15 protein-coding genes and 1 tRNA gene are annotated in these 17,656 nt (G+C 61.2%); 4 read left to right on the forward strand and 12 right to left on the reverse strand.

Annotated features, from left to right (window positions below):
• Positions 1-15 precede the first annotated feature (15 nt).
• Both AC1RR7_RS11030 and AC1RR7_RS11035 read left to right on the forward strand, forming a co-directional pair.
• Complete coding sequence (locus AC1RR7_RS11030) at positions 16-1,812, forward strand: acyl-CoA dehydrogenase C-terminal domain-containing protein (RefSeq protein WP_102619773.1); 1,797 nt, start codon at positions 16-18, stop codon at positions 1,810-1,812.
• A 184-nt stretch (positions 1,813-1,996) separates the two neighbouring features.
• Positions 1,997-3,775, forward strand: coding sequence for an acyl-CoA dehydrogenase C-terminal domain-containing protein (locus AC1RR7_RS11035; protein WP_102619774.1), 1,779 nt, complete (start codon positions 1,997-1,999; stop codon positions 3,773-3,775).
• 227 nt (positions 3,776-4,002) lie between these two features.
• Here the strand turns inward: AC1RR7_RS11035 and AC1RR7_RS11040 are convergent, their stop codons facing one another.
• Positions 4,003-4,932: a LysR family transcriptional regulator gene (locus AC1RR7_RS11040; protein WP_102619775.1), complete on the reverse strand. Its 930-nt coding sequence runs from the start codon at positions 4,930-4,932 to the stop codon at positions 4,003-4,005.
• Between the two features lie 169 nt (positions 4,933-5,101).
• Here AC1RR7_RS11040 and AC1RR7_RS11045 point away from each other — a divergent pair, with 169 nt between their 5' ends.
• Both AC1RR7_RS11045 and AC1RR7_RS11050 read left to right on the forward strand, forming a co-directional pair.
• Positions 5,102-6,385 carry an aspartate aminotransferase family protein gene (locus AC1RR7_RS11045; RefSeq protein ID WP_493157394.1) on the forward strand — a complete coding sequence of 428 codons (1,284 nt, stop codon included), beginning with the start codon at positions 5,102-5,104 and terminating at the stop codon, positions 6,383-6,385.
• 206 nt (positions 6,386-6,591) lie between these two features.
• Positions 6,592-6,750, forward strand: a complete 159-nt coding sequence (locus AC1RR7_RS11050) for a YqaE/Pmp3 family membrane protein (RefSeq protein WP_003228885.1) — start codon at positions 6,592-6,594, stop codon at positions 6,748-6,750.
• A 3-nt stretch (positions 6,751-6,753) separates the two neighbouring features.
• Here AC1RR7_RS11050 and AC1RR7_RS11055 read toward each other — a convergent pair whose 3' ends face one another.
• The 11 genes from AC1RR7_RS11055 to AC1RR7_RS11105 all read right to left on the reverse strand — a co-directional run bounded on the left by AC1RR7_RS11055 (position 6,754) and on the right by AC1RR7_RS11105 (position 17,643).
• Positions 6,754-8,562 (reverse strand): S9 family peptidase, encoded by a 1,809-nt coding sequence (locus AC1RR7_RS11055; protein WP_493157396.1) that lies wholly within the window; start codon positions 8,560-8,562, stop codon positions 6,754-6,756.
• Positions 8,528-9,664 carry a pyrroloquinoline quinone biosynthesis protein PqqE gene (gene pqqE, locus AC1RR7_RS11060; protein ID WP_493157438.1) on the reverse strand — a complete coding sequence of 379 codons (1,137 nt, stop codon included), beginning with the start codon at positions 9,662-9,664 and terminating at the stop codon, positions 8,528-8,530. The genes AC1RR7_RS11055 and pqqE overlap by 35 nt, the downstream gene beginning before the upstream one ends.
• A 7-nt stretch (positions 9,665-9,671) precedes the next feature.
• Positions 9,672-9,947 carry a pyrroloquinoline quinone biosynthesis peptide chaperone PqqD gene (pqqD, locus tag AC1RR7_RS11065; protein ID WP_476199381.1) on the reverse strand — a complete coding sequence of 92 codons (276 nt, stop codon included), beginning with the start codon at positions 9,945-9,947 and terminating at the stop codon, positions 9,672-9,674.
• Positions 9,944-10,696, reverse strand: a complete 753-nt coding sequence (gene pqqC, locus AC1RR7_RS11070; protein ID WP_011336228.1) for a pyrroloquinoline-quinone synthase PqqC — start codon at positions 10,694-10,696, stop codon at positions 9,944-9,946. Before pqqC ends, pqqD begins: the two co-directional genes overlap by 4 nt.
• A gap of 21 nt (positions 10,697-10,717) precedes the next feature.
• The gene (gene pqqB / locus AC1RR7_RS11075; RefSeq protein ID WP_493065745.1) at positions 10,718-11,629 is read right to left on the reverse strand and encodes a pyrroloquinoline quinone biosynthesis protein PqqB; all 912 of its coding nucleotides are present in this window, start codon (positions 11,627-11,629) and stop codon (positions 10,718-10,720) included.
• Between the two features lie 84 nt (positions 11,630-11,713).
• Complete coding sequence (gene pqqA, locus AC1RR7_RS11080; RefSeq protein WP_003444522.1) at positions 11,714-11,788, reverse strand: pyrroloquinoline quinone precursor peptide PqqA; 75 nt, start codon at positions 11,786-11,788, stop codon at positions 11,714-11,716.
• Positions 11,789-11,947: 159 nt separating this feature from the next.
• Positions 11,948-14,374, reverse strand: coding sequence for a pyrroloquinoline quinone biosynthesis protein PqqF (gene pqqF / locus AC1RR7_RS11085; RefSeq protein ID WP_493157398.1), 2,427 nt, complete (start codon positions 14,372-14,374; stop codon positions 11,948-11,950).
• A 38-nt stretch (positions 14,375-14,412) separates the two neighbouring features.
• A complete protein-coding gene (locus AC1RR7_RS11090; protein ID WP_096817871.1) occupies positions 14,413-15,207 on the reverse strand; it encodes a carbon-nitrogen hydrolase family protein in 795 nt (264 codons plus the stop codon).
• Between the two features lie 12 nt (positions 15,208-15,219).
• Positions 15,220-16,902 (reverse strand): flavin monoamine oxidase family protein, encoded by a 1,683-nt coding sequence (locus tag AC1RR7_RS11095; RefSeq protein WP_096817873.1) that lies wholly within the window; start codon positions 16,900-16,902, stop codon positions 15,220-15,222.
• 146 nt (positions 16,903-17,048) lie between these two features.
• Positions 17,049-17,510 (reverse strand): Lrp/AsnC family transcriptional regulator, encoded by a 462-nt coding sequence (locus AC1RR7_RS11100; protein ID WP_493157400.1) that lies wholly within the window; start codon positions 17,508-17,510, stop codon positions 17,049-17,051.
• 56 nt (positions 17,511-17,566) lie between these two features.
• Positions 17,567-17,643: transfer RNA gene (locus tag AC1RR7_RS11105), tRNA-Ile, on the reverse strand.
• Positions 17,644-17,656 lie beyond the last annotated feature (13 nt).

The following is a 17,656-nucleotide window of genomic DNA, read 5'->3' on the forward strand; positions in this document are numbered from 1 at the left end:
GAAGGAGAAGCCACCATGCCCGAGTACAAAGCACCCCTGCGCGACATGCGCTTTCTGATCGACCACGTCTTCGACTTTCACACCCAGTACGCGGCCCTCGGCGCCCACGACGCCAGCCCGGACATGGTCAACGCGATCCTCGACGAAGGCGCGAAGTTCTGTGAGAACGTTCTGGCACCGCTCAATCGCAGTGGTGACGAAGAGGGCTGCCATTTCGACAACGGCGTGGTGACAACGCCTACAGGCTTCAAGCAAGCCTTTGCACAATACGTGGAAGGCGGCTGGCACGGTCTGGCGGCAGACCCGGCTTACGGCGGTCAGGGCCTGCCGAGTTCGCTGGGGCTGGTGATCAGCGAAATGGTCGCCTCCAGCAACACTTCCTGGGGCATGTACCCGGGCCTGACCCACGGCGCCATGTCGGCGATCCACGCCCACGGCACCGAGGAACAGAAAAACACTTATCTGCGCAAACTCACTGCGGGCCAGTGGACCGGCACCATGTGCCTGACCGAAGCCCATTGCGGCACCGACCTGGGCATCATCAAGACCCGCGCCGTACCCCAGGCCGACGGCAGTTATGCGGTCACCGGCAGCAAGATTTTCATCTCCGCCGGCGAGCACGACATGAGCGACAACATCATTCATCTGGTGTTGGCCAAACTGCCGGACGCGCCGGCCGGGACCAAGGGGATTTCGCTGTTCATCGTGCCGAAATTCCTGCCGGATGCAGCCGGTGAGGCGGGGGAACGCAACGGCGTTTCCTGCGGTTCGATCGAGCACAAGATGGGCATCAAGGCCTCGGCCACCTGCGTGCTGAACTTCGATGACGCCAAAGGCTTCCTGATCGGCGAGCCGAACAAAGGCCTGAACTGCATGTTCACCATGATGAACCATGCGCGCCTCGGCACCGGGATGCAGGGCCTTTGTCTGGGCGAGGCGAGTTTCCAGGGCGCAATCAAATACGCCAACGACCGTCTGCAGATGCGCGCCCTGACCGGCGCCAAAGCCCCGGACAAACCGGCGGATCCGATCATCGTCCACCCGGACGTGCGACGCATGCTGCTGACCATGAAAGCCTTCAACGAAGGCAACCGCGCGCTGACCTATTTCACCGCGCAAATGCTCGATGTCGCGCACCTGAGCCCGGACGCCGACGCGCGTCAGGACGCTGAAGATCTGTTGGCGTTCCTGACCCCGATCTGCAAGGCGTTCATGACCGACACCGGTCTGGAGGTGACCAACCACGGCATGCAGGTGTTCGGCGGCCACGGTTTTATCCGCGAGTGGGGCATGGAGCAACTGGTTCGCGATTGCCGGATCGCGCCGATCTACGAGGGCACCAACGGCATTCAAGCACTGGATCTGCTGGGGCGCAAAGTCCTCGGCAGCCAAGGCAAACTGCTGCGCAACTTCACCAAGATCGTCCACAAGTTCTGCGCCGCCAACGCCGGGCATGCGCAACTGGGCGGGTTTGTGGCGCAACTCGATAGCCTCAACCAGCAGTGGGGCGAGCTGACCATGCAGGTCGGCATGGCCGCGATGAAGAATCCGGATGAAGTCGGCGCCGCGTCGGTGGATTACCTGATGTACAGCGGTTACATCGTCCTCGGCTATCTGTGGTTGCGCATGGCGCTGGTCGCCCAGGCACAGCTGGAGTCGGGCGAGGGTGATGGCGATTTCTGCCAGGGCAAACTGGCGACGTGCGAGTTTTACTTCAAGCGGTTGTTGCCACGTACTGCGGCGCATCGCGCGGCGATCGAGGCGGGCAGTGATTGCCTGATGAAATTGCCGGCGCAGTTGTTCTCGCTGTAACACGCCACTGTTAAACAAAAGAGCCCGCTGATTGCGGGCTTCTTTATGGCTGATTGCTGGTGACTAAAAATAACAAATCAGTCACCGCCTGACCCTATGTGTCGCAAAAGTTGTTGGGTTACACTCCAGCTCAACGAAATCACCTTTCCACGAATCACCTGTTTAGATCTTTGCGAGGTTTGCCATGGCTGACTACAAAGCGCCGCTGCGCGATATGCGCTTCGTCCTCAATGAAGTGTTCGAAGTCGCCAAACTCTGGGCCGAACTGCCGGCCCTGGCCGAGACTGTCGACGCCGAAACCGTCGAAGCCATCCTCGAAGAGGCCGGCAAGGTCACCAGCAAAAGCATCGCGCCCCTGAGCCGTGCGGCCGACGAAGAAGGCTGCCACTGGGCCGACGGTGCCGTCACCACGCCGGCCGGTTTCCCACAGGCCTATCAGACTTATGCCGAAGGCGGCTGGGTCGGTGTTGGCGGTGATCCGGAATACGGCGGCATGGGCATGCCCAAAGCCGTGTCGGCCCAGGTCGAAGAAATGGTCAACTCCGCCAGCCTGTCCTTCGGTCTATATCCGATGCTGACTGCCGGCGCCTGCCTGTCGATCAACGCCCACGCCAGCGAAGAGCTGAAAGCCGCTTACCTGCCGAACATGTACGCGGGGATCTGGGCCGGTTCCATGTGCCTGACCGAGCCGCATGCCGGCACCGACCTGGGCATCATTCGTACCAAGGCCGAACCTCAGGCGGACGGTTCCTACAAGGTCAGCGGCACCAAGATCTTCATCACCGGCGGTGAGCACGACCTGACCGAAAACATCATCCACCTGGTGCTGGCCAAGCTGCCGGACGCGCCGGCGGGGCCGAAAGGCATTTCGCTGTTCCTGGTGCCGAAGTTCATGGTCAACGCCGATGGCAGCCTGGGCGCGCGCAACCCGGCGAACTGCGGTTCGATCGAACACAAGATGGGCATCCAGGCCTCCGCCACCTGCGTGATGAACTTCGACGAAGCCGTGGGTTACCTGGTCGGCGAGCCGAACAAAGGCCTGGCCGCGATGTTCACCATGATGAACTACGAGCGTCTGGGTGTCGGTATCCAAGGCCTGGCTACCGGCGAGCGCTCGTACCAGAACGCCATCGAATACGCCCGCGACCGCCTGCAAAGCCGTTCGCCGACCGGCGCGCAGAACAAGGACAAGGTTGCCGACCCGATCATCGTCCACCCGGACGTGCGTCGCATGTTGCTGACCATGAAAGCCTCGAACGAAGGCGGCCGTGCGTTCTCCACCTACGTGGCGATGCAACTCGACACCGCCAAGTTCAGTGAAGACGCTGCCACCCGTAAACGTGCCGAGGACCTGGTTGCCTTGCTGACGCCAGTGGCCAAGGCGTTCCTGACCGATCTGGGTCTGGAAACCACTGTCCATGGCCAGCAGATCTTCGGCGGCCACGGCTACATCCGCGAGTGGGGCCAGGAGCAACTGGTGCGTGACGTACGCATCACCCAGATCTACGAAGGCACCAACGGCATTCAGGCGCTGGACCTGGTGGGTCGCAAGATCGTCGGCAGCGGCGGTGCGTTCTACAAACTGTTCGCCGACGAGATCCGCCATTTCACCGCGACCGCCAGTGCCGATCTGGGTGAGTTCACCAAGCCGCTGAATGACGCCGTCGACACCCTCGACGAACTGACCTCGTGGCTGCTGGACCGGGCGAAAACCAATCCGAACGAAATCGGTGCGGCGTCGGTCGAGTATCTGCAGGTGTTTGGCTACGTTTCCTACGCCTACATGTGGGCGCTGATGGCCAAGGCATCGCTGGGCAAAGAAGCGCAGGACGATTTCTACGCGAGCAAACTCGGCACCGCGCGGTTCTATTTCGCCCGTCTGCTGCCGCGGATTCACTCGTTGAGCGCGTCGGTCAAGGCTGGCAGCGAGTCGCTGTTCCTGTTGGATGCCGGGCAGTTCTGATGATGTAACGTCATGTAAGCAATCTCTTACATGACGTGCTGCTGTTCTCCCATATGCGCAAATTGGATCCAGAGCTAATCTACATTTCATGGACGTCGCGCAGGAAGCGCAAAGCAACAACACGGACACGTAGGATTCTGCCAGGGTGGCGGAGTGAAATGGATGTCAGGGAAACAGTCTGCAAAGCCCCGCTTCGGCGGGGTTTTCTTTTGCCCGTAGAAAAGTTTTCAGCTCAGCGGATCCATGGCCGGCGTGCCTTTGAGCGGTTTGTCCTCGCGCTGCATCACTTCCTCCAGCAAGGTTCGCAGCAAGGCCAATGGCGCCTGCTGGCGTTGTACGTCGCGACACACCAGCCCGACCTTCAGCGGCACACGCGGCTCACTTAGCGGTTTCCACAGCAGATCCTGATCGTCGTACTCCTTTTGCGAACGACCGGGCAGCACCGTCGCCAGACGTGTGTGCGGCAGGCTGTCGAGAATCCCCACCATGTTGTTCAGTTCCGCCTGCACTTGCGGGCGACGTCCGAGGCTGGCCAGTTGCGCCTGCCAGATCTGGCGGATCTGAAATTCTTCACCCAATAGCAGCATCGGCAATTCGGCCGCCTGACTCATCGAAACTTTCTTGAATTCACGCAGCGGATGATCCGCCGGGATGACCAGCGTCAGTTCATCTTCGTACAGCATCACGCCGTGCAGCCCCGGCTGGCGTGGCGGCAGATAACTGATGCCAATGTCCAGCGAGCCATTGAGCAGGCGCCGCTCGATCTCCAATCCTGTCAGTTCATAAATCTGCACCACCAGATGCGGCTGGGCCTTGCGCACCCGTTCCAGCATTTGCGGCACCAGGCTGGTGTGCACGGTTTGCAGCACGCCAATCGCCAGCGTACGCAGTGCCTGACCTTTGAAGTTGCCCAGCGCCTCACGCGCGCGTTGCATGCCGTCGAGCAGGGGCAGAGCGTGGTTGTACAGCGTATGGGCGGCGAGGGTCGGCAGCAGGCGTTTGCTGCTGCGTTCGAACAGGGTGACGTCGAGGTTCTGTTCCAGATGGCGGATCTGCTGGGACAGCGCAGGCTGAGAGATCGACAAGCGCTCGGCGGCACGTCCGACGTGACCTTCTTCGTAGACCGCGACGAAATAACGCAGTTGTTTGAAATCCATAAGTAACACTTATCGAAAATGCTGGGAAATCGAAATGGCCGGCGGCCGTGTGTGAGCCTAGTCTAACCGCATCCACGGGGCTTACAGGGCCGGAAAGGGCAATGACCAGCAATTGTTTCGATAACGATTACATAGGCAGTTCAAAAAACCTCCAGCGAGGCTTTTTGCAATGAACCTGTTCAGCCTGCGGCGCCAGACACCAAGCCTCGATGACCTGGCTTTTGAAACCCATGAATCGGATGCCGCTGACGGCCTGAATGCCGAGCGGCTGATGCCCAGCGTCGAACGCCCGCAACAGGTATTTGTTCGCGGCCAGGGTTCCTGGTTGTGGGACAGCAATGACCGCGCCTATCTGGACTTTTCCCAGGCCGGTGGCGCCAACAGCCTCGGCCACAGCCCTTCGGCACTGGTCAAAGCCATCGCCAGCCAGGCCCAGGCCCTGATCAATCCCGGCTTCAATCTGCACAATCGCGGCATGCTCAGCCTCGCCGAGCGTCTGTGTGCCAGTACCTCAAGCGATCAAGCATATTTGCTCAACAGTGGCAGCGAAGCCTGTGAAGCCGCAATCAAGCTGGCGCGTAAATGGGGTCAACTGCATCGCGGTGGTGCCTCGCGGATCATTGTCGCCAGACAAGGTTGTCACGGACGTAGTCTGGCGACGATTTCGGCGTCGGACAGTTGCAACCTGCACAACCGCTTCGCGCCGTTGCTGCCGGGCTTTGATCTGGTGCCGTTCAATGACCTGCCAGCGCTGCATGCAGCGGTCGATGCGCAGACCGTGGCGATCATGCTCGAACCGATCCAGAGCGATGCCGGTGTGATTCCTGCGACTGAGCATTACCTCAAGGGTGTCGAGCGCCTGTGCCGTGAGCTGGGGATTCTGCTGATTCTCGACGAGGTGCAGACCGGCATCGGCCGCTGCGGCACCTTGCTCGCCGAACAATCCTACGGCGTGCGCGCCGATATCGTCGTACTCGGCAAAGGCCTCGGCGGTGGCGTGCCACTGGCGGCATTGCTGGCGCGAGGCAAGGCCTGCTGTTTCGACTCCGGCGAGTTGGGCGGTACTCATCACGGCAACGCGCTGATGACCGCTGCAGGGCTAGTGGTGCTCGACAGCGTGCAGGACCGCGCATTCCTCGAACAGATCCGGGACAACGGCCAGCATCTGCGCGAAGGGCTCGCTCGTCTGGCCCATCGTTATGAACATGGCGAGTTGCGCGGGCAAGGGCTGTTTTGGGGACTGACCTTGTCGGAAGATTCCGCCGAGGCCGTCGTCAAAGCGGCGCTCCATGAAGGCTTGCTGCTCAACGCCCCGCAGGCCAACTGCCTGCGCTTTACCCCGGCGCTCACCGTCAGCAAGGCCAACATCGACGAAATGATCCTGCGTCTGGCGCGCGCCTTCTCCCGGGTACGCACCGCGCAACTGCAATGCCGCAAAGGGATTGCCGTCTGAGCTGAAGTTTCCCACCCGAATTCAAGAACCGTCTCGCGGTATAACGCACGCCCCACGCCTGATTCTTTTGGCGTGGGGCGTTTTTTTGTGGCCGGGTAATGGCATTCAAATGGCGAGATCGCGGGTTGTACTGAACCCTGACAAACGGCACAGGTCGATTAGCTTGTATGGCTCAGTCGAGCCAACCCCCAATCAGGAGCTGCCCCATGGACTTCATTCGAATCATCATCGCCATTCTGTTGCCGCCACTGGGTGTGTTTCTGCAGGTCGGGTTCGGCGGTGCGTTCTGGCTGAACATTCTGCTGACGCTGTGCGGTTACATCCCGGGGATCGTGCATGCGGTATACATCATCGCCAAGCGCTGAGTTTCAGTCCGCCAGACCCATCACTCGCCGGTAGAAGCGCCACTCCTGCTCCAGCGCATGGGCCTGATTGACGGCCCGGCGGAAGCCGTGACGTTCGTCGGCGTAGTAATGCGCTTCGACCTCAATGCCGTTTTGCTCCAGAGCCGCGACCATGTCGCGGGTCTGTTGCGGCACGACCACGGCGTCCAGTTCACCCTGGAAGAAAATCACCGGTACGCGAATGTTGCTGGCGTGCAGCAACGGCGTGCGGGCCGCGTAGCGTTCGGCGTCTTGCTCGGGATCGCCGATCAGCCAGTCCAGATAATCGCCTTCGAACTTGTGTGTCGCGCGGCCCAGGGCGACCGGGTCACTGACGCCGTACAGGCTGGCGCCAGCGCGGAACACCTGATGGAACGCCAGGGCACACAACGTCGTGTAACCACCGGCGCTGCCGCCACGGATGAATGCACGCTCGCCGTCGATCATGCCGCGTTCAGCCAGATAGGCCACCACTGCGCAAGCATCCTCGACATCCACTGCGCCCCAACTCAGATGTAGCGCCTGTCGATACTCCCGGCCATAGCCGCTGCTGCCGCGGTAGTTGAGGTCGGCAACGGCGAAGCCGCGTTGCGTCCAGTACTGGATGCGCGGGTCGAGCATCGGGTAGCACGCCGATGTCGGGCCGCCATGGATGAACACCACCAGTGGCGGTTTCTTTTCGCAATTCGTGGTCGGGTAAAAGAAGCCGTGAGCCTCGCCCGAACCGCTGGGATAGCGCAGGGTTTGCGGGCGGCTGATGCGCTCGGCAGGCAGCGGTGCAATGCCGCCGGCCAGCACCTTCACTTCACGCGACTCGCGATCAATGGCGAGTACCGCTGAAGGGCTGATCGGTGAAGCGGCGATGCAGTAAATGAACTGATCATCGACAGCCAGATGACGGAAGCGACTGTAGTCGCCGGTGAAGTCTTCGCCGTTGAGGGCCAGACGACCAAAACCGCCTTCGCTCCAGCTCGCCAAAAAGCCTTCGTCGATGGGCAGCCAGGTGCAGCCGCCGAGTTGCCATGGGGCCGGCGCGTGATCGGCCGGAGCGCAAGGTGACGGTTGCAAGCCGTCTGCAGACTCGCTCCACAGCTGCCAATATCCGTTACGGTCGGTCAGGCAGCCCAGTCGGCCATTGGCATCGAAGCGCGGTTGCTGGATCGACTCTTCAAGCGTTTCACCGGCCACGCAACGTGGGGCAGAAAACCCATTACCTGTGCGCTCGGCGAGCATCAAACGGGTGGACGTCCACGGTTGATGCGGGCGGCTCCACTCGATCCACGCCAGGCGCTGGCCATCCGGGCTGATGATTGGCGAGGCGTAGAAGTCCGCGCCTTCAGCCAGCCTGTGGCGGGCACCAGTCGCCAGATCGATGGCCACCAGCCGATGGCAATCACCGTTCTCTTCAACGGCCAGCACCTGCCCATCGGCAAAGTGCAGATCACCATATCGGCACTCGTCCGACGTCAGAACCTCGGGCTCTCCATCCAACGTCTGGCGATACAGCTGTTGATCCGCCTCGTTGACGAAAACAATCCCATCAGGCGTCAGACAAAACGCCCCACCACCATATTCGTACACCCGGCTGCGTACGCTGAAACCCGCAGGCGTCAGACATTTCGCCACGCCTTCGCGCCAGTGCCAGATCCGGCATGCGGCGTCTGCGGGGCGGTATTCATTCCAGAACAAGCCATGGGCACCGAGCTGCAATTCGGCGAAATCCACGCCGGCGGCAACCGCGGCAGTGGCGCTGAAAGGCTCAGCCTTTGGCGATGAGGCGCGAGTTTCGTTCATTGCGAAAGGCCAGTTGTTCGATGGTCTGGGTGGCGTGCTTGGCTTCTTCGCGGGCCTTGAGGATCACACCGTGATGTTCGGATTTGCTGCACACCGGGTCGGCATTGCTGGCATCGCCGGTGAGCATGAACGCCTGGCAGCGGCAGCCACCAAAGTCCTGCTCCTTTTCGTCGCAGGATCGGCACGGCTCGGGCATCCAGTCATAACCACGAAAGCGGTTGAAGCCGAACGAGTCGTACCAGATGTGCTGCATGCTGTGGTCGCGCACATTGGGAAATTGTACCGGCAGCTGTCGGGCGCCATGACAGGGCAGGGCAGTGCCGTCCGGCGTGACCGTCAGAAACAGGCTGCCCCAGCCGTTCATGCAGGCTTTCGGGCGCTCTTCGTAGTAGTCCGGGGTGACGAAAATCAGCTTGCACGGATGCCCTTCGGCTTCCAGTTTGGCGCGGTATTCATTGGTGATGCGTTCGGCGCGGACCAGTTGTTCCTTGGTCGGCAACAGGCCGACACGATTGAGCTGTGCCCAGCCGTAGAACTGGCAGGTGGCGAGCTCGACGAAGTCCGCTTCGAGCGCGATGCACAGCTCGATGATGCGGTCGATCTTGTCGATGTTGTGCCGATGCGTGACGAAGTTCAGCACCATCGGATAGCCGTGGGCCTTCACGGCGCGCGCCATTTCCAGTTTCTGCGCGAAGGCTTTTTTCGAGCCGGCGAGGAGGTTGTTCACTTGCTCGTCGCTGGCCTGGAAACTGATCTGGATGTGGTCGAGCCCGGCTTTCTTGAAGTCGCTGATCTTCTGCTCGGTCAGGCCGATGCCGGAGGTGATCAGGTTGGTGTAGAAACCCAACTGGCGCGCTTCACGGATCAGCTCGGCGAGGTCCTGGCGCACCAGCGGCTCGCCCCCGGAAAAGCCCAGTTGCGCCGCACCCATCTCCCGCGCTTCGCGAAATACCTTGATCCACTGCTCGGTGCTCAGCTCTTTGCCCTGCTCGGCGAAATCCAGCGGATTGGAGCAGTACGGGCATTGCAGCGGGCAGCGGTAAGTCAGCTCGGCGAGCAGCCACAGCGGCAGGCCGATTTCCGGTTTGGCCGGGACTTGCACCGATGACTCAGGCAAGTTCGATCCAGTGCTGCGCACGGGCAACCTCCATGAATTGCTCGATGTCGTCACCGAGCTCGGGCACGCCGGGGAACTGTTGGTCGAGTTCGGCGATGATTGCCGCGACATTCCGCTCACCGTCGATCAGACCGCCGATCAGCGCGGCGCTTTCATTGAGTTTGATCATGCCTTCCGGGTACAGCAGCACATGGCCTTTCTGCGCCGGTTCGTACTGGAAACGGTAGCCGGGACGCCAGGTCGGGGTCTTGCTGCGGTCGAAACTCATAAGGCGATTCCTTTATGCCAGACCCGTTGATCGGTGACGCTGTGATACGGCGGGCGGTTCAGTTCGTAGGCCATGCTCATGGCATCGAGCATGCTCCAAAGGATGTCCAGTTTGAACTGGAGAATTTCCAGCATGCGCTCCTGACCCTCGCGGGTCTTGTAGTGCTCCAGCGTGATCGCCAGACCATGCTCGACATCGCGCCGGGCCTGACCGAGACGGGTACGGAAATATTCGTAGCCGGCCGGGTCGATCCACGGGTAATGCTGCGGCCAGCTGTCGAGACGCGACTGGTGGATCTGCGGCGCGAACAGCTCGGTCAGCGAGCTGCTGGCGGCTTCCTGCCAACTGGCGCGGCGGGCGAAGTTGACGTAGGCGTCGACGGCGAAACGCACGCCGGGCAGCACCAGTTCCTGGGAGCGCAGTTGATCCGGATCGAGACCGACGGCCTGGCCGAGACGCAGCCAGGCTTCGATGCCGCCGTCTTCGCCTGGGGCGCCGTCGTGGTCGAGCAGGCGCTGAATCCACTCGCGGCGGATTTCGCGATCCGGGCAGTTGGCCAGAATTGCCGCGTCTTTCAGGGGGATGTTCACCTGATAGTAGAAGCGATTGGCGACCCAGCCCTGGATCTGCTCGCGGGTGGCCCGGCCTTCATACATCGCCACGTGATACGGGTGATGAATGTGGTAATAGGCGCCCTTGGCGCGCAGGGCCGCTTCGAATTCGGCGGGGGACAGCGGGGTGTCGGTCATTGCGGTTCTCCGGGGCATTCGTTACAGGACAATGCTCATGCCGTCATACGCCACTTCAACATTGCGTCGCACCAGTTCCGCGCGCTCCGGCGAGTCTTCGTCGAGGATCGGGTTGGTGTTGTTGATGTGGATAAGCACCTTGCGCTGCTCGGGAAGCTGTTCCAGCACTTCGAGCATGCCGCCGGGGCCGTTCTGCGCCAGGTGGCCCATTTCGCGACCGGTGCGGGTGCCGACGCCACGGCGCTGCATTTCATCGTCGTCCCACATCGTCCCGTCCACCAGCACGCAGTCGCTGCCGGCCATGATGTCCAGCAACGGCGCGTCGACCTTGCCCAGGCCCGGGGCATAGAACAGTTTGCCGCCGGTGCTGAGGTCTTCGACGATCAGGCCAATGTTGTCGCCCGGGTGCGGGTCGAAACGGTGTGGCGAATAGGGCGGTGCGGCGCTGCGCAACGGCAGCGGGGTGAAGCGCAGGTTCGGGCAGGCGGCGACGGTGAAGCTCTGATCGAGTTCGATGCGGTTCCAGTCCAGCCCGCCGTTCCAGTGCTTGAGCATGGTGAACAACGGGAAACCGGTGCTCAGGTCTTCGTGGACCATGTCCGTGCACCAGACCTGATGCGGGCAGCCTTCGCGCAGGCTGAGCAGGCCGGTGGTGTGGTCGATCTGGCTGTCCATCAGGATGATCGCGCTGATGCCGGTGTCACGCAGGGCTCGGCCCGGTTGCATCGGGGCGAAGCTCTGAAGCTGCGCGCGGATGTCCGGCGAGGCGTTGCACAGCACCCAGTTCACGCCGTCATCGGAGATGGCAATGGACGATTGGGTGCGGGCCTTGGCATTCAGGCTGCCGTCGCGAAAACCGGCGCAATTGACGCAGTTGCAGTTCCACTGCGGAAAACCGCCACCGGCGGCCGAACCCAGAATCTGGACGAACATGAACGCTCCATCATTTCAACGCTGAAAATAAAACGCCCCGGCGAGCCGAGGCGTTGCACTGCAGTGTTCTGCTTGAGGCAGGACTCAGCGGCTGGCGAAGTACATGGTGACTTCGAAGCCGATGCGCAGGTCGGTGTAAGCAGGTTTGGTCCAGGCCATCGGGTGACTCCTTTTTCAGGTGGGTGAGATAGCGCTATCCATAGGTATAGTCCACGGCAGCGCAGGGATGTTCCAAATAGTTAGGTGGCTATGTTACTCAAAATTTCAGGGGGTTGGCCCGTGAATCTTTGAGAAAGCTCCTTGCAGCCCCGGTAATGATCATTTTGCCGCTTGCCAGGGCGTGCCCGGCGCAAGGTTGTTGGACAGGCCGTGCCAGCCGCCCTCGGCGCGGATCAGGCGTTGTGCGGCGGCCAGTAATGCCGGGCGATCCAGTTGAGCGATGGCGCAGCGCAGTTGTGCCAGATAATCCGACGAGTGGCCGGCGAGTCGGGCCTGCCACAGGAACTCGGCCGCATCTTTGCCGGACAGGGCGCTGTCATCGAACTGATCGGCAAGCGTCTGGCGTTGCTGGGTGAGGCTGGCGTCATCGAGTTGTTCGATCAGGGCTGGCAGGCCATCGAGAAACTGCTGAATGTGGTCGAGCAGTTGCGCGGCGGTAGCCGAGGGCGATTGCACGCCGAACAGCAATCCGCTCTGGCCATGAATCTGACGCAACCCGCTGAACACCGCGTAACCGAGTTGCAGTTCGACTCGCAGGCGTTGGTAGAACGGCGTCTGGCACAGGTGGGCGAGCAGGCGCCACGCGGCTTCATCGGCGATTTCGTGGCTGGCGGTCGGGCAGAACAGCAGCAAGGCGTGTTCGCTGGAGTCGCTGTCGATTTGCTGCCACAGGTATTGGGCATTGGTTGCCCAGGGGGCGGGCAATTGACTGTCCGGGATGCCGGGGATGCGGCTCAGGGCCAGGCCCATGGCGGATTGGGTCTGTGGGTTGAGTCCCAACGCCAGGCCGTCCCAGCGCGAAGTTGTCCACAGGTGCGTGGCATTGTCAGACGTCGTTCGCGATTGCAGGGCGTGTTCGGGTAATGCCTTGAGCAATTGGCGAATCGGCATCAACGGAGTTTCCGGTTCACTTCGCGCGGAATCGGGATCAACTTGCGTCAGATGTTTCAGCGCATGCTCGAGGACGCTGGGCAATATGTCCTGCAGACCGGACACCTTCAATAGCCACTGATTGCCCGTGGTGCTGAACGAAAGCTCGACCCCGGCCTGGCGTGCTTCATCCGACACTTCCCGCAGACTGCGTTGCAGTTTCGCTTGCAGGTCGGCCGTGGCCGCCGCTTCCATCTGCCAGCGCACATACACCGCACCTTCGTCACTGTTATCCGGCAGCGCCTGGCTGAATTGCATTGGGGAGCGTTCGCGGCGGGTGCGCGAGCGATCCTGAGCAAACGTGCGCAGACCTCGGTGAGCGCTGGTCTGGCCACGGATCAGGCCAGCGTTGGCCAGCGGTTCGGCTGTACGCAGAAACGGGTTGGCGGCGGGCAGATGCCAGTGGCCGCTGAAGTTATCCACAGTGCCAATTTTGCCGAGAATCTCTTTGAGCGCCGCAACGGCCGATTCGGACAAGCCGCTTTCGAGTTGTTCGCTGTCGAGTCGCGCCAGATTCAGTGCACCGCTGACTTGCTGCTGACGTTGAAGCTGCGCCGCATATTCCTCACGCAATACCGGCCAGTCCTGCTGTGCGGCGAAGAAACTCAGCCAATCCAGCCATTGCTCGCGAATGGCATCGAGTGACCCGCAGGGTGCAGTGAACTGAAGATGCAGCAAGGCTTGCCCTGCGAACTGGTACTGCACGCAGGCTTGCAAGCTGTCAGCGAGACCCTGCTGCTGCAAGTGGGCGAGCAGCCCGCCGGGTTTGGCGCTGTTCAACCAGTGACAGAGAAACGCCAGCGCTTCGGCCGACGACTCCGGCAGGTCCTCCAGCGCAAACAGCAGATTGCCGCGCCGCTCGCCGACCTGTTGATAACTTGTCTGTGGGTTGTCCATCAAGCGAGCTGGTGCTGCCTGTGCAGTTTTATCCCCAGCGGTCAGCGCGGCGGCAAACTGCTCGGCCAGCACTCGCAGCTCTTCAATGCTCTGCGACCCGACCAGACTCAGGGTCATCTGCCCCGTGCGGTAAAACTGCTGATGGAAGTCTTTCAGTGCCTGTTGAAACTCCGCGTGTTCTACCGGCAGACTGTCGCGGTTCCCTGCATGAAAGCCGCGCAACGGATGCTCTGCTGACAATCCCTCGAACAGCGCCTCTTGCTGCTGAGCTTTGGCGTCCTGGGACCACGCGACAAACTCTGCCTGCAACACTTCCCGTTCCCGCAACTGATCGTCCGGATTCATACGGGGATGGGTGAGCATGTCTGACAGACGCTCTAGCCCACCGTTGAAGGACGCTGGCGGCAACTCAAAGAAGAAATCGGTGGTGCGCTCGCGGGTGCTGGCATTCACCTGGCCGCCGTGACCTTGCACGTAGGCCATCAGCCCTTGGCTTGCAGGAAAACGCTCGGTGCCGAGAAACAGCAAATGCTCAAGGAAATGCGCCAGTCCCGGCCACGCCAACGGCACGTCATGACTACCGGCAGCCACCCGCAACGCGGCGGCACTGCGCTTCAGGCCGGGCACGTGACGCAGGGTCACGCGCAAGCCGTTGGCCAGGGTTTCGGTGTGGGGGCGGGGATGAGTCGGCGCAGGCATGGGCACTTCCAGAACAGTGAAGTGCCAATGCTAGCGGATTAGCGCTTGTTGAGCGCGTCGTAAAGTTCGGGGCGGCGGTCGTTGAAGTAGCGGTTGGCGCTGCGGGAGTCGACCATCAACTGGCGATTGAGCTCACCGACGATCAAGGCTTCATCCAGTCCGGCCTGGGCGATGCGGCTGCCATCCGGCGCGGCAATGCTGCTTTGTCCGCAGTAATGGATATCGCCTTCGTGGCCGCAGTAGTTGGCGTAAGCCACGTAGCACTGGTTTTCGAAAGCGCGAGAGCGTACGGAAACATCGGCAATGAAATCGAAAGGAATCATGTTCGCCGTCGGCACCAGAATCAGCTCGGCACCTTCAAGGGCCAGGCGCCGGGCGTTCTCCGGGAACTCCAGGTCGTAGCAGATCAGGAACCCGAGCTTCCAGCCGTTGAGTTCGACGATGGGAAATTCGCCATCGCCGGGGCTGAACATCGAACGATCCAGATCGCCGAACAGATGCGTCTTGCGGTAATTGCACAAGCGATCGCCGTTCGAGTCGATTAGCTGCACGGCGTTGTAAATCTGCCCATCCGCCGTGCGCTCGGGGTATCCGTAGAGAATCGCCAGGCCGGCAGCCTTGGCGATCCGCCCGACTTGTTGCGCCCATTCACCGTTGTAGACCTCGGCCAGCGTCGCGACCGCTTCCTTGCCGATGTTGTAGCCGGTCAGGAACATTTCCGGCACCACCAGCAGGTCGGCGCCTTTGGCCTCCATCGCCAGTTGTTGCAGGCGCTGGAGGTTGGCGGCGGGTTCCAGCGGCAGCGGTGGGCATTGGTAAAGGGCTACACGCATCAGGGATTCCTCTTACTCGGGCAGGGCGATCGGGCCGATGTCGTTGAACACATCACCCGGGCCGGGGTTCTCTTTATGTGTGGACCCGCCGAAGTGCTTCATGATTCCCCACACCGCGTTGAGCGAAGTCTGCACTGCACCTTCGACCCAGGCTGGCGTCCACGACACGTCGTCGCCAGCGATGAAGATCCCGCGCTGCTCCGCCGGCATGTCGTCCTGCATGAAGTGCGCGTACATGCGCTGGTTGTAGCGATAGTGGCCGGGCAGGGCGCCCTTGAATGCGCCGAGGAAGTGCGGGTCGGCTTCCCACGACACGGTGATCGGATCGCCGATGATCCGCGCGGCGATGTCGACTTTCGGGTAAATCTTCTTCAATGCATCCAGCGCCAGTTTCACGCGTTTTTCCACCGGGTGCGGGAGCATCTTCAGCGCGTCGCTCATCCACGAGTACGACAGGCAGATCACGCCCGGTTTGTCGTCGCCGTTGTCGAACAGGTAGGTGCCACGGGTCAGGCGGTCGGTGAGGGTCATGCTCATCAGGTCGCGGCCGGTTTCCGGGTCCTTGTCCTTCCAGAACGGCCGGTCGACCATCACGAACGTCTTCGACGATTGCATGTAGCGAGTGCGGTCCAGCGCCATCCACATTTTTTGCGAGAACAGGGTTTCGTCGCATTCGATCTGGGTGGTCAGCAGCCAGCTCTGGCAAGTGGTCAACACGGCGGCGTATTCGCGGGTGTCACCGTTGTTGTCGGTGACCGCGAAACGTCCGTCAGGCGCATGGGCGATTTTCTTCACCCCGGAGCGCGGTGCGCCATGGTGCAACGACTTGAGGCTGGTGCCTTGCGGCCAGTGTACGCAGCGCTCCGGCGCATGACGCCAGATGCCCTGCGGCACTTGTTCCACACCGCCGACCACCAGGTGCTGGTGATCGTCGCAGTTGGTCATCACCACACGGAAGATTTCCAGCATCGAGTTGGGGAAGTCCGAGTCCCAGCCGCCGGTACCGAAACCGACCTGGCCGAACACTTCGCGGTGATGGAACGACAGTTTGGCGAAGGCTTTCGACGTGGCGACAAAGTCGTAGAACGTGCGGTCGTCCCACAGCGGCACCAGGGTGTTCCACAACTCTTTGAGGCGTGGCACGTCGCGGTCGCGGATTGCTTGCTGGATATCGGCGAACTGCGAACCGGCCTCCAGAGCGTCGGCCCAGGCGTCAGCCACTTCCTGGAACAGTGCAGGAAGATCCTTCAGGCTCTGTGCGTAATGGGTTTTACCTTCCAGGTCGATCACGGTACTGCCGGAGGCCGGCGTCAGCGGGTTGGGGAAAGGCTTGGTCTCCAGACCGAGTTTGTCGACGTAGTGATAGAACGCGGTGGAAGACACCGGGAAGCGCATGCCACCGAGCTCGGCGACGATGCCGTCAGTGCCGTTGAATGCCTGGGAGCGCAAACGGCCGCCAAGCTTCGAGGCCTCATAAACGACGGGTTTCAAGCCCAGTTTCATCAGCTCGTAAGCCGCCACCAGACCTGCAATGCCGGCACCGACGATCGCCACTTCGGCGCCGTGATTGTGCTCGGGAATGCTGCCGAGACCGGCCGGGTGTTCGATCCAGTCGTCGAAGGCGAAAGGAAAGTCCGGGCCGAAAATGGTGATCGGTTTCTTACCGTCTGCAGGATGGCGATTGTTCTTGTTCATGGCTGACCTTGCTGGCGACCCGACGCTGGATGCGCGTCTGAGTATAGGAAAAGATGCCAGCCATTCTAGGGAGCGTAGAACACGTTAATAAGACGCAAAGTGTCGTCGTTTTGAGCGTTGGTGCTGCAATCTGACGAATATAATGATCAGACTGGATGTCCGCGATCAATTTTGCTGCTGAGGATGATTGAAGTCGTGGTCTTCTCCACGCCGTCTACGCTGCCGATCTGATCCAGCAATTGATCCAGTTGTTCCGGCGAGTCGGTTTGCAGCCACGCCACATAATCAAATTCGCCACTCACCGCACACAACTGCTGCACCTGGGCCATCGCACTCAACCGCCGCAACACCTCTTTGCCGGAGCGCGGCTGCACCTTGATCCCGACATACGCCTGCAACCCGCCATCCACGACGCGTTGGCCCAGGCGCACGCCATAACCGGTGATGACTTTGGCCTTTTCCAGTCGCGCCAGCCGAGAAGTCACGGTCGTGCGTGCGATGCCCAGTTGCCTGGCCAGCATTGCCACGCTTTCACGGGCGTTGATTTGCAGGGCAGCGATCAGCTGGCGGTCGATTTCATCAAGCACGGGTGGGCGGATGTCGGGCAAGGGACTTCTCCACGCAGATACGAAAAAGCCGCACATATGCGCGGCTTTTTCATGTTTGGTGGGCCCACACGGACTTGAACCGTGGACCAAAGGATTATGAGTCCTCTGCTCTAACCAACTGAGCTATAGGCCCTCAGTAGGCCGCG

This window comes from Pseudomonas sp. GW821-FHT11G12 (assembly GCF_058808055.1).